The organism is Paenibacillus sp. FSL W7-1088, from assembly GCF_037969855.1.
Classification (GTDB): Bacteria; Bacillota; Bacilli; order Paenibacillales; family Paenibacillaceae; genus Paenibacillus.
Genome location: NZ_CP150216.1, coordinates 3011307 through 3024170, shown reverse-complemented (window position 1 = coordinate 3024170; position 12864 = coordinate 3011307). Strand labels below are relative to the sequence as shown.

12 protein-coding genes are annotated in these 12864 nt (G+C 46.0%); 2 read left to right on the top strand and 10 right to left on the bottom strand.

Going from position 1 to position 12864, the window contains the following annotated elements; genetic code table 11:
• Window positions 1–21 precede the first annotated feature (21 nt).
• The 4 genes from nagZ to MKY42_RS13930 form a co-directional block, all read right to left on the bottom strand.
• The gene (gene nagZ / locus MKY42_RS13945) at window positions 22–1359 is read right to left on the bottom strand and encodes a beta-N-acetylhexosaminidase (protein ID WP_339851823.1); all 1338 of its coding nucleotides are present in this window, start codon (window positions 1357–1359) and stop codon (window positions 22–24) included.
• A gap of 397 nt (window positions 1360–1756) precedes the next feature.
• Window positions 1757–2860: an NADH:flavin oxidoreductase gene (locus MKY42_RS13940; RefSeq protein WP_339851820.1), complete on the bottom strand. Its 1104-nt coding sequence runs from the start codon at window positions 2858–2860 to the stop codon at window positions 1757–1759.
• Window positions 2861–3056: 196 nt separating this feature from the next.
• A complete protein-coding gene (locus tag MKY42_RS13935; protein ID WP_179265036.1) occupies window positions 3057–4370 on the bottom strand; it encodes a hypothetical protein in 1314 nt (437 codons plus the stop codon).
• Window positions 4371–4654: 284 nt separating this feature from the next.
• Window positions 4655–5704, bottom strand: coding sequence for a 2,3-butanediol dehydrogenase (locus tag MKY42_RS13930; RefSeq protein ID WP_090896944.1), 1050 nt, complete (start codon window positions 5702–5704; stop codon window positions 4655–4657).
• Between the two features lie 419 nt (window positions 5705–6123).
• Here MKY42_RS13930 and MKY42_RS13925 point away from each other — a divergent pair, with 419 nt between their 5' ends.
• Entirely contained in the window at window positions 6124–7161 is a 1038-nt protein-coding gene (locus MKY42_RS13925; RefSeq protein ID WP_090896941.1) for a LacI family DNA-binding transcriptional regulator, read from the top strand.
• A 149-nt stretch (window positions 7162–7310) separates the two neighbouring features.
• On the opposite strand, the gene MKY42_RS13920 is transcribed toward MKY42_RS13925, so the two are convergent.
• From MKY42_RS13920 to MKY42_RS13910, 3 genes are all read right to left on the bottom strand, one after another.
• Window positions 7311–8285 carry a D-2-hydroxyacid dehydrogenase family protein gene (locus tag MKY42_RS13920; RefSeq protein WP_090896937.1) on the bottom strand — a complete coding sequence of 325 codons (975 nt, stop codon included), beginning with the start codon at window positions 8283–8285 and terminating at the stop codon, window positions 7311–7313.
• Between the two features lie 188 nt (window positions 8286–8473).
• Window positions 8474–8725: a hypothetical protein gene (locus tag MKY42_RS13915; RefSeq protein ID WP_179265037.1), complete on the bottom strand. Its 252-nt coding sequence runs from the start codon at window positions 8723–8725 to the stop codon at window positions 8474–8476.
• 33 nt (window positions 8726–8758) lie between these two features.
• A complete protein-coding gene (locus tag MKY42_RS13910; RefSeq protein WP_179265038.1) occupies window positions 8759–9343 on the bottom strand; it encodes a TetR/AcrR family transcriptional regulator in 585 nt (194 codons plus the stop codon).
• 243 nt (window positions 9344–9586) lie between these two features.
• Between MKY42_RS13910 and MKY42_RS13905 the strand changes: the two genes are divergently transcribed.
• Entirely contained in the window at window positions 9587–10807 is a 1221-nt protein-coding gene (locus MKY42_RS13905) for an MFS transporter (protein WP_339851812.1), read from the top strand.
• A gap of 6 nt (window positions 10808–10813) precedes the next feature.
• Here the strand turns inward: MKY42_RS13905 and MKY42_RS13900 are convergent, their stop codons facing one another.
• The 3 genes from MKY42_RS13900 to MKY42_RS13890 form a co-directional block, all read right to left on the bottom strand.
• On the bottom strand, window positions 10814–10972 hold the full coding sequence (locus MKY42_RS13900; protein ID WP_175382611.1) for a hypothetical protein: 159 nt from the start codon (window positions 10970–10972) through the stop codon (window positions 10814–10816).
• Between the two features lie 30 nt (window positions 10973–11002).
• The gene (locus MKY42_RS13895; RefSeq protein ID WP_339851807.1) at window positions 11003–11461 is read right to left on the bottom strand and encodes an SRPBCC family protein; all 459 of its coding nucleotides are present in this window, start codon (window positions 11459–11461) and stop codon (window positions 11003–11005) included.
• A gap of 174 nt (window positions 11462–11635) precedes the next feature.
• Window positions 11636–12727: an HD domain-containing phosphohydrolase gene (locus tag MKY42_RS13890; protein WP_090896920.1), complete on the bottom strand. Its 1092-nt coding sequence runs from the start codon at window positions 12725–12727 to the stop codon at window positions 11636–11638.
• Window positions 12728–12864: the final 137 nt, after the last annotated feature.

The following is a 12864-nucleotide window of genomic DNA, read 5'->3' as shown; positions in this document are numbered from 1 at the left end:
AAATCATAACACAGGTGGGTACTATCGGGCATCGACCTTCTTGCGCCAATCCACAATGTCAGCGTTCAGCTGCTTCAAATCTCCAGATGGCTGCTGCTCATCGGACAAGTTATACTTCTGTTTCAAAGCCAGAATTCGATATACACTTTCATTAATTCGAGATTCTGAAATTTTTCCTGACTTCACCGCACTCTTCAGCGTATCAAAAATAGTCTTGGCACTCTCATAACTGTGAGCTACCAGCAGAATATCGCTCCCTGCCTGAACCGTCGCCACGGCAGCATCGTTCAGCTTATAATTTTTCGCGATCGCGCCCATGCTCAGATCATCAGTGATGACCACACCGTCATACTTGAATTTGCCACGCAACTGCTGACCAATAATGACGTCCGACAAGGAGGCCGGATGGTCGGGATCCAGCTTCGGAAACAGAATATGGGCTACCATAACCGCCTCCACCTGTTCCTTCACCGCTGCCTCAAACGGAATCCACTCCAGCTGGGCAAGTTGCTGTTCCGTTTTGTTCACGACAGGCAGATCCAAGTGGGAGTCCACTGACGTGTCTCCGTGACCGGGAAAATGCTTCACCACCGGAATAATCCCTTCGCTGCGCACCCCTTTCATTTCGGCTATACCCATTTGGGAGACCAGACTGGCTGAACTTCCAAATGAACGATCCCCTATCACCGGGTTATTCGGATTACTGTTTACATCCAGCACTGGAGCAAAATCGACGTTAAAACCTACCAGTTGAATTTGTCTTGCTAACAATTTGCCCATCGTTTCAGCCAAATCAGCATCCTTCGTCTTGCCCACTTTCCCATTGGAGGGTATAGTCTCAACCGTTTCCGGCATACGACTAACTTTGCCACCCTCCTGATCCACACTCATGAAAATTGGAACCGGATTGGAACGATTGGCATCCTTGATGGATTGTACGAAGTTTGCTGTTCCTGGCACGGTTGAGACATTATTGGCATAGAAAATAATCCCTCCCACCTTCTGATCCGTGATCATCTGTTTCGCTTGAGCATCCAAAGTGGTTCCCTGAACACCCGCCAGAATCATTTGTCCGATCTTCTCATCCAAAGACAATTGGTCGAGCTGCTCTTGTACCGGATCTTTCTCTTCCTGCGTAGGCACTGTATTCTGTTGATCATCCTGACCATTCTGATCTTCTGCACCTGCGTTTGAATTCGCATTCGTCTCCGTTCCGGCATTATTGTTATTTTGCTCTGACGAGGAAGGCTTCTGTGACTGCCCACATGCGGATAAGAGCAGGACTATTCCGAATAGCAGGAACAACATTTGAAGCATGTTTATGTGTTTGTTTTTTAACTTGCGATTATGGTAATACAAGGATAGTCATCCTCCTTAAGAGTTGTTGTCATTCAGGCTGAGTGTGGTTCAGGCATAACCTTATCATAAGGTGGTTCATTTTCAAAATGGAGACAGCCCAAGTACAAATTCTTAAGATGCAGCCTGAATGACGCAAAAAAATTTTCCCCTTGTGGGGTTAAAGTGTGGTATCTCATGGTGTTATTCCTTGGGCGTGTGTGATTGGGGGGGATGAGATAAGGTATCAGCGGTGCGAAAAACGGTTTACTGTTGTGAATTTTTCATATGTTGAAATTATTATTATAGTGAGGTGAAAAAGCCGCCTTTCGGCGGCAATATGTTTTATTTTCGTTGTTGTAGTCGTTGGTTTTCGTTGCTGTTGGCATTTGTTCTTTACGAAGCCTTAAAGATTACTCTTTTAATAGAGTGTTTTCAACACTTCTGTTGTAAACGGAACGATTTCGGACTGGCGTCCTTCGCGAACTTTGTTTGGCCATTCCGGATCACTAAGCAGTACACGCCCCAACGCGATCAAGTCAAATTCATTATTCTCCATTTTCGCGTTCAACTGATCCAGATGAGCGTCACCCGTTCCCTGGTTTTCGTTCGCTCTGTCCACGAATTCCGCTTCAAGCCCTACTGATCCAACGGAGATCGCCGGCTTGCCACTTATTTTCTGTGTCCAGCCTGCAAGATTCAGCTCTGAACCATCAAATTCCGGCAGCCAGAATCGACGGGTGGAGCAGTGGAAAATATCTACACCTGCCGCCGTGAGGGGTGCAAGGAATTGCTCCAGTTGTTCTGGCGTTTCCACCAGCCGTGCATCGTAGTTCCCCATTTTCCATTGGGAGAAACGAAGTACGATCGGGAAGTCAGGACCTACTGCAGCACGGCATGCTTCAATAACTTCAACTGCAAAACGCGTGCGTTGTGCCAGATCGCCTCCGTATTTATCCGTACGACGATTGGTCTGCTCCCAGAAAAATTGATCAATCAGGTAGCCATGAGCCCCGTGAAGCTCAATACCATCGAAACCGATACGCTGCGCATCAGCTGCAGCTTGGGCATACGCCTGGATAATACCCTTGATCTCGTCCTCTGACAAATGTTCTCTCTCAGGTTCACCTGCCATGCTTATTCCCGATGGGCCTACCGGCTCAGCTTCTGCATTGGGCAGATCACCTGAACGGCGGGCAGTACCCACATGCCATAATTGTGGCATGATTTTGCCACCTGCCTCATGGACAGCCTTGACTACATTCGCCCAACCCTGCAGTGATTCTTCGCCATGGAACAACGGAATGCTTGCGCCACTAATGGATGAGGGGTGGTTAATGCCCGTTCCTTCCGTAATGATCAGCCCTACACCTCCGGCTGCTCTGCGACGATAGTATTCCACGACCTCTGGTCCGGGTACTCCTTCGGGTGAAAATCCACGAGTCATAGGCGCCATGACGATCCGGTTGGACAGGTTAAGCTTGTCCGAGGTGAATGGTTTAAACAAAGCTGACGGTACATTCATTGTGTATTGCTCCTTTACGATCAGATTGGAAGAAAACATGTAAACTTTCTTGCACAAAAAAATAGAGCAAGTTCAATGTAGCTTCTTCTAAGAAGTTCTACGATTTCAGCCTGCCCTACTTTTAACCCAAAACCGCCCTCTCTGTAACCAAAAATGTGGATGAAGCATAGTATATAATCCATAATCTTCCTTCAAATTAATTAGAATTAACAGGAATATCATTGCGATTAACTCTGAGCAGTTTGCCTGATGAAGTGGATAGAACATCCGGGTCTGTGCCCAGCCCAAAGTAGAAATCACCTTCGTGTTCTTCAAAAGACCTGGCGTACGTGTCTTGGTTAAAACGGAGAATTTCATTCCATGTGTTCAGATCTGTCGATTGATACACCCGGTTTATATAGAGATTCGCACTTTTGCGTGTGTAGGTAAGCACATAGACTTTCCCGTCCCGAAGCAGTAGATCCGTAGGAAGAGCTTGAGTATCTGGCAAAATGACGCGTACTGCCTGATTAATGTCGGTCATGACATTCAAGGATTTGGGTAATAGCTGCCCATCATTGAATACCCCTCCGGCAATATAAAGCAGCTTATTGTTGAAATTAATGTTTTTCCCTATTTTATTATACGGCACTGTGCCGGTTTGGTAGGATAAGCCTGGGAGCATTTTGCTACCATAGATGACGACATCTTTCTTTTCAAACTTCTCATTAATCTCTAATATATTGGTTTTATCACCCCAAATTTTATTGGCAGGATACATCATGCCTGATGCATATAATTTGCCCTTGATTTCAAATAACGTATATGCCCTGAAGCCAAACGTGTTGATGGTCGCGAATTTTTGCCATGTTTCGCCTTGATCATGAGAGATTAATACAGTAGGTTTCTGCTCGGTGCCCAGCGCTGCGAACAGTTTGCCCTGATAGGACGCCAAATCATATACGTGTACACCTAGCGGCAGATTGCGATACTTTGTCCATACATCTCCATCTAACCGGTAGAAGTTTCCCATATCCCACTGCTCACCATCCGAATCATTTCCGGGAATATATAATTTGTCGTTCAGCACTTTATAAATGTCAATCTGTTCCTCATCCACGTACAATTTGGTCGAAGGAACGATGCTCGGATTACTACTGGTGACGGACTGGGTTATAAATTTGGGATGGGCTGTATCGTAATAAATGACTGGAATAGGACCCGCATTAGGTGAAACACCCAAATTACTGCTGTTCCCATGACCCATATATATTTTCCCTCTGTACAGCTGCAAGTCCCAGACATTATTGGCATACGGTGCTTTCTTAAAAGGTTTTCCAAGCAACTCGATCTTGGACGTCACATCGGCTGATGTGATAGGCGTGCTAGACACCTTGGCAAGTGCCCGTTCGGCAGTCGGCTGCTGATCGGTTGAAACATTGTTTTTGGGTTTCGAATTCCCCATAAGCAGCCAGCCCATGCCTGCAACAATCGTCAAAATCACGGCTGCCCACTTCGTATTCCTCTGCATGTCCGCTTCCTCCTTCATTTTTTATGAGATAACACCTTTATATCAAAATGATACAAATTGTATCTTTTTATATTATGTAAAATGGAATGTACTTGCAACAAATTCCGCCCGCTCTGTGCAAAAAAAATAGACAATCGCATCCGAAGATGCGTTGTCTATTTGTCATTCATTCGTTGTGGCGCCTACCACTTACGCAACAGCTCAAGTTGAACTTCAACTGGGTGACTGTTGCCATTCGTTGACTTCCACCCTATTAAATTGTCTTGTTGTATGGCTTGGTAAATTTACTCTGCTTTTACCAGAATTTTAACCTGGTTTTTCTCTTTCAGCAGTGCTTCAAATCCATGCTCCACCACTTCGTCCAGGCTGATTCGTTTGGTTACCAGCTTGTCAGCTGGGAAGAAACCTTTAGCCATCAGGCTAATCACAGCCGGGAATACGTCACGGTAACCGATAATGCCATTGACCGTACGCTCCTTCATGACAATGGAGTTTGGCACAATCGGTGCTTCCTGTTCAAAAATGCTGACGATCATCAATTCACCGCCAATACGCGTTGAATCAATCGCTTGTTGCAGTACGCGCGGTACACCCGTTACTTCATAAGCTACATTTACGCCGCCTTGCGTACGTGCATGAATTTCGTCCACCACATTGTATTGTGTAGGGTCAATAACAATGGCACCAAGTTCTTCCGCTTTGGCTTTACGTTCCTTGGATAATTCCACGACATAAATATCCGATGCGCCAGAAGCTTTCAACGCTTCAATAACCAGCAACCCGATAGGACCCGCACCAAAAACAGCGGCAGTGTCGCCGACTTTCAGCTTGCTTTGACGAACCGCATGAAGAGCTACTGCGGAAGGCTCCACCAACGCTCCTTGCTCGTACGAGATGGAATCAGGAATGGCGTGCACCATATATTCCTCAGCTGTTACATACTCTGAGAAACCTCCTCCTCCACCAGCCAGGCCCAAGAAACCCATCTGATCGCACAAATTGTATTTCCCCTGTTTACAGGCTTCACAATGACCACATGCATAAATCGGTTCGACCACTACGCGGTCACCTGCCTGAAAACGTGTCACACCTTCTCCTACTTCAACGACTTGTCCTGAAAATTCATGCCCCATCACAACAGGTGCTTGTTCCCCTGTTAGCGGATGCGGCGCTTGAGCCGGAATGAAGATTGGGCCAGCAGTATACTCGTGCAAGTCACTGCCACAGATCCCACACCACTCCACTTTTATTTTAACCTTCCCCTGTTCAGGGCGGGGTTCATCAATATTTTCGAGACGCAAATCTTTTACTCCATGCCAACGCAATGCTTTCATTTGTTTCATCTCCCAGATCATAATTTTTGATATAATCGGAAACGTTTCCGTAAGTTAAATATGTCACATTTTAAATAGGCTGTCAAACATAATTTGTCACACATATGTCTATCTTATGAATTTTACGTCGATAATTCTGGTGAAATGTCAGCGTTTTCAATATATCTAAAGTTTTTGCTCTGTGGCTTCCTCTCCGTTCTCGTGTAAATGTTTAATTCAATGGATATAGAATAATACGCTATTTATCTCAACTCCCCTTAGGTTCTTTTGGGAAACCCAACAGACATCTCTGAACTTTCAATCGTATTCACGAGATACTTGTTGGCTCAAATGTTATAATCAAGGTATAGGATTGACATTCCATTCGTACATATTTTCAAAATTCGGAATCGTTTCCGATGAAGTGAGGTTAACTAAACGTGAGTAAAGATCAGAAGGTTACGATCAAGGACGTTGCAGAACTTGCAGGTGTAGGTATCGCTACCGTCTCCCGAGCCATTAACAATTCCGAAGGCATTAGCAACAAAACACGGGATAAAGTCTTGCAGGCCATTGAGGAGCTTGGATTTGTCCCCAATACCTCTGCCCAGAGTTTGAAAATACGCCAGACGCATCAGATCGCACTGGTTGTACCTGACATACGCAATGCCATCATTCCCGAGATCTCTTGGTCTGTTGAACAAACGGCGAAGCAGCACGGGTATCATGTGGTTCAAATCAATACGGCGGGTAATGCACGAACGGAACTGGAAACCATTCGTACGATCAAAAAATTGCACGTGGACGGACTTGTTTTCATGCCTCTGGCTTATCCCAAAACGTTGCCTGGCTTAATTGATAAAGCTCCTCTTCCCATTTCCATGATCAATTACGGTAAAAAGCTGGACCCCGGCATGAAAGCAGATGTTGTTTCTCTTTCACAGCCTGAAGGGAAACTGGTGATGGAACATCTGATTAAGATTGGCCGGACCCGCATTGCATACGCTGGTGCTCCGAAAGATATTATCGAAGAGCGTTATCGGGCTTATGAGCAGGCGCTCGGACATGTAGACATCTCGCTTGTTTACTTCGGAGAAGATTTTTCATTGAATACGGGGGCTAATGCAGCGGATTATTTCTATGGGCTGACTCACATGCCAGATGCCGTATACGCGATTAACGATATGGTCGCCATCGGACTGGTAAATCGGTTTAAAGAACTCGGCGTTCGTGTCCCTGAAGATATCGCTGTTGTGGGTGTTGATAACAACCAATGGACTACCGTTACGTCTCCGCAGATCAGTTCAGTCTCGATCATGGGCGAAGAAGTGGCCAGACTTGCAACGGAATTGCTGTTAAAACGGATTCGAGAGATGAGCACCACGGATTACGAGCATATTCAATTTGAACCACGGTTAATTGTGCGCGAGTCCAGCGTAGCCATGATCCGCTCATCTTCACAAGGACCACGCGCATAAGAATCATTGCGAAAACACCGGATGTAATGGACAGTCCCAACCATCGATAAACACAAAAAAGGTGTTCACCAGGAATAAATTCCGTCCTGAGAAACACCTTTTTTTTATCTTCATTCACACCTTTTTATCTCAAACCCACCTCCGAGCAATTACTTCTTCGAATGCAATTGTCTGATCGGTGTTCCTTTCATAAACATCTCAATATCCTCTACGGTATGGTTAAAATAAATGGCATAGTTGCCTTGAGTCACATAACCCAGGTGCGGTGTTGCCAGCAGATTGGGCAGTGTACGCAACGTATGATTCACAGGAAGAGGCTCCTGTTCATATACGTCCAGGCCCGCCCCGGCAATCCACTCCTTCTGTAAAGCTTCGACCATCGCCTCTTGATCCACAATGCCTGCACGGGACGTATTGATCAATAAAGCGGTATTTTTCATCCGTTGCAGCTCGGCTCGTCCGATCAGATTACGTGTCCGATCACTAAGCACTAGATGGATGGAAACAATATCGCTTTGTTCCAGCAGCTGTTCCTTGGTCTCTGCCCATTGGACGCCCTGTTCCTCCGCTCGTTCCTGTGTCAAATTCTCACTCCAGGCGATCACGTCCATGCCAAAGGCATGGGCAATCTCTGCCATCCGGCTGCCAATCTTGCCTAGTCCGAGCAATCCCAATGTCTTTCCGTACAAATCCATGCCAACTGTACTCTGCCAATTCCGATTGGAACGCAGTGCGTTATTTTCAGTTACCAGTTGTCTGGACAGACCCAGTATCAGCGCCCATGTGAGTTCAGTCGGAGGGTTCGAGCTGCCTTCCGTGCCGCACACGATTACACCGCTTTCTTCCGCAGCCTGGAGGTCAATGGAGGCATTGCGCATGCCGCTTGTAACAAGAAGCTTAAGATTGGGTAATTGAGTTATCACAGATTCAGGAAAAGGTGTACGCTCACGCATCAAGACAATAATCTCAAAATCCTGCAGTTCCTGAACGACCTTCTCTTCTGATCCCATGTAATTATTGAACGTCTGAACTTCAACCCGATCCAGGATAGGAGTCCAATCTGCTGAAGAAAGGGCTACATTCTGATAATCATCCAATATGGCACAACGCAACTTCGTCTGCATGGTTGAATCTCCTCCTCAATATGTGCATCATCGAACAAGGTTTAACATGTTTCTCGCATATGTAAATCATATGATACATCCTAATTTTATCTATACCCTATCTGTATTGTATCAACTCAGACCCGATCTGCCCAATGTCCTCAGACACAAAAAAGAGCAGGAACACGCTCCCGCTTCTCTCTTTCACATCAAAACAGTTTGAAAAGCAACGCCGTGATCAAAATGGCCATCGCTACTAGAAACAAGGACCGTATTTTCGCAAAAATCGTATCCAATTTCGATTGATTATTCTCTGTCAGGGAACCCACAATAGCAATAAAAGCAAGCACGGCAATTACAATCAAACTGAACTCGATGATCCCCATCCCACCGTACGTTGTTAGCAGCACACCTATAATGTATAAAACGACAAGGTAGATCCTATGAATATAACGCTCCATATGAACACCCTTTCTAAAAATGAAATTGCTCCCTCATCCTTCTAACAACGATAACGTAACCTTAATACTCTGCTGCACAAATGAGCGATCCGGCTCCGATTTCATCATTACGGTCAATCCAATCATCGATACCACCAGAGATTTTGAGAGATCATTTGCGTCAAGGTCGTTAGACAATTCCCCTGTTTCCTGCCCCCGTTCAATCGTCTCCTTGAAAATCGCCGCCAGATACATCTGGTGCTCGCGTGTCAGAACAGCGAATTTGGGGTCATGCGGAGCCAGTTCAACCATCGTATTGATGCAAAAACAGCCGTGACGAGCATCTGTCACATCCCCTTCTGCTCCGATATGTTCAAATAAAGCATGGAAGGCTTCTTTTACAGAGGATGTATGTTGAAGCCTGAATCTGACCTGAGCAGCATGCAAAGTCGTATATCTGCGAAGTGCCGTTTCAAACAATTCCTTTTTGTCACCAAAAGCCGCATATAGACTGGGGCGCTGAATCCCCATGACTGTTGTCAAATCACTTAGGGATGTCGCTTCAAATCCCTTATCCCAAAAAATCTGCATTGCCGCTTCCAGTGCCTGATCCGTATCAAATTCCCGTTGTCTAACCATGTATTCACCCCCTTTGTGTATCGATCAGTATATAACTATTTTAATCTACATCCCATTCCCATGTCAATTTCATCTCAATTTATAAAAAGAAAATTAAACATTCCACTTCAACTCTTGACATCGTGTGAAAGCGTGAAGTATGTTTATTCCGAATTATAATGTACTGATCGGTATATTTATATTCAACAGTGTTCTTTCTGCTTCCCTACTTCCCACATTCGAATACAGAAAGGTGAATCATTCATGCAAAATGCATCTCATCAAGCACATCCCTTAAGCGAAGGACGAACGAGTATGTCCCGCCTTGTGGCGCTGTTATTTGCCCTGTGCAGCGGACTGGCGGTAGCCAACATTTATTATGCCCAGCCTTTGCTCGACTCCATTGCGGACGAGTTCAATATCGCGCATTCATCCATTGGCATCGTTATTACCGTAACGCAGATTTGTTACGCCCTCGGATTGTTATTACTCGTCCCTCTTGGTGATCTATTGAATCGGCGCAAGCTGATCATGATCCAGATGCTTTTATCGGTAATCGCCCTGATTGCTGTCGGTACCTCATCATCCAGCCAGGTTCTATTTATTGGAATGGCTGCGATCGGGTTGCTTGCCGTGATTACACAAACACTCGTTGCCTTTGCCGCCTCCCTGGCTGCACCATCTGAACGAGGGCGTATCGTCGGTCTGGTCACAAGCGGAATCGTCATCGGTATATTACTGGCGCGAACCATAGCAGGCACCTTAAACGATTGGATTGGCTGGAGATCGGTCTATCTCTTCTCTGCCAGTCTGACATTACTGGGGATTATCGCCCTGTTTCTTGTACTGCCCAAACACGAACCCAAGCGAGAGAAACTCACCTATACCCAATTAATCGTTTCTGTCCTGCAACTATACCGGGAGCTGCCTATTCTGCGAACACGCGGCGTTCTCGCCACGTTGATCTTCACAGCCTTCAGCATCCTGTGGACTTCCATGGTGCTGCCGCTTAGCGCTCCACCCCTTTCCCTGTCACATACTGCTATCGGAGCCTTTGGTCTTGCGGGAGCTGCTGGTGCGCTGGCTGCTGCACGTGCTGGAAGACTGGCTGATCGGGGATTGGGTCAAAAGACGACGGGCGTTGCTCTTATCATATTGCTTCTTTCCTGGCTGCCCATAGGCTATGTTCACCACTCTGTATGGCTGTTTGTAGCTGGAGTAATTATGCTGGACCTTGCCGTGCAGGCCGTACATGTCACCAACCAGAGTCTGATCTATGAAGTCCGTCCTGAGGCGCAGAGCCGTTTGACAGGCGCTTACATGATCTTTTATTCAATTGGAAGTGCTACCGGCTCCATTGCTTCTACTCAAGTGTACGCATGGGCAGGTTGGACTGGCGTTTGCTGGCTGGGTGCAGGCGTGAGTGCCGCTGCGCTTCTGTTCTGGACCATTGACCGGTATATTCATCGGAATTCGGATCAATAAATAAACTTAATCCAGCTTATTCCATACCACGATAAACAGCGTGGCTAACGGACCAAATAACAGGGAAATCAGAAACCAGTTACGACCACTTCTGTTTTTTCCCTGAGCAAGTCCGGCATTAATAAGAGCAAGTGTACCCCAACCTACAAAATATTCGTTTTCCATCAAACATCATCTCCTCCTGACAGATCAGCTCTATCTATTCTCTAGTAACGTCTTTAGCTTCAAGTTACGGCTCTCCAGGAAAGCCAGCATATACCTCTTGAGTACCATTCGCTCTGCAACCCAACCCAGAACACCAAGGGGAGCTTCAAATCTCAGTGTGTCTCTCATACAAGTGGTCTGCTCGCCAAGCTTGCTGAAGCTGTGTTCATGTCTCATGCTCTTGAAAGCACCTTTCTCCATCTGATCCACAAAAAGATATGGCCGATTGTACTCGGCGATCCGGGAAGTCAGCTTCTGCCTTATCCCGAAATGGCTTGCTTCAAAAGTTACCGTATCGCCTTCACCAATTCTGCCCGTTGTCACACCCGCTACAGCCTGCTCACGGGTATGTTTCCAGACCGTCCGGGTATGAATATCAATATCCCGCGCATAGTCAAAACACCGCTCAATCGGGGCATGAATTGTAATCTCGGTTACCACTTCAATCAAGGACGATCTCTCCTTTTCCGCTTCTGTTTCCTAAAAAGGAAGATTAAGGTCTTTGCAAAAGTATACTCCTGGTCACCATGAAGAACAACGCAGTGCGTCATATAAATGAAAAACGGGTCCCCTGTCATCGTACAGGAGGCCCGTTTTCGGTATGAATTCATTCGTTATTCAAACTTAGATAATTAATTCATTAATGGCAAGTGTGCGTTCTTTGGACAGATCACGATATTGTTCCGATTCCACCTTGATCAGTGGTTTGAAAATATCGGAAGTATTGTTCATGACAATAACACCCCGCTCGCCGTTGCTCAGCAGTACTTGTTTGCCAATAAAATTAGGAAGCAGATGCTGCATCAAGGCCTGAACCGGCTTCTCATTCAATTTGCCGAATCCCATCGCATAAATATCGCGCAAGTTGTTGATCAGGTTCGGATTGCTGCTTCCGTGACTGCCCGATCTCATCCCGATGTATATGTCAGCGACAGATACGATCTGTGTGTATGGATGGATTTCGCCTTTCTTCAGTTGCATCGGATATCCGGTACCATCCTCCAGTTCATGATGCTGAAGAGCTACCAGCGCTGTAGCTTCATCCGTCATGGAACTTTTGATAATATCATGTCCATAGATCGTGTGACGCTGCAATTCGAGCTGTTCATCTGCGGTTAACGGTTCCATCTTGTTGCGTATCCGATGGGATACCTTGCATTTGCCGATATCATGAAGATAGCCACCACGACTGATCTGATAACTTTCTTTTTGGGAATAACCAAGCCAGTTGGCCAGGTAAAATGATAACAGCCCAACCTGAATGGAATGCGTGTAGTTATTGACATCATCCCGTTCCAGCATCATCAGGAGATGTACGACATCCTTTTGCTCGTCCAATCCCTCTACCATCGGTTGAAGCGCATCGTCCACCATGGTTGCGTTGAACTTACCCACCGTCAGTGCTTCGAGAAACGCAGATTGATAGTTATGTACAGTTTGTATAAATTGAGATTTCATTTCTTCTTCAGGCGGTTCTTCCTTGGTGCTTGTGCTTGCTCCAGATGCAAATTTTGCTGCAGCAGCAAAGAATTCCGCTTCCGTGATCTCTTCCTCGCGTGGTTCAATATCCACATAGTCTACGCGGTGCTGCATCAGCAAGGTGATATCTTCACTTTTGATCACAGTACCCTGACCCAGAACGTGTAATCCCGCTTCGCTGAATGTATCCGCAGTTAGACGGTCTCCATCTTGCAGGTTCATAATATGGATTCTCAAATCGGTATTCCCCCTGAACAATCATTTATAGTCAACAGCACCCGTTAGATCGGGTCCCAAAAATCCCTATACTACTTTATATCGATAAATACATTCTTTTTCTCCATAGTCCAAACGACCTTAATCGTAAAAGGAAA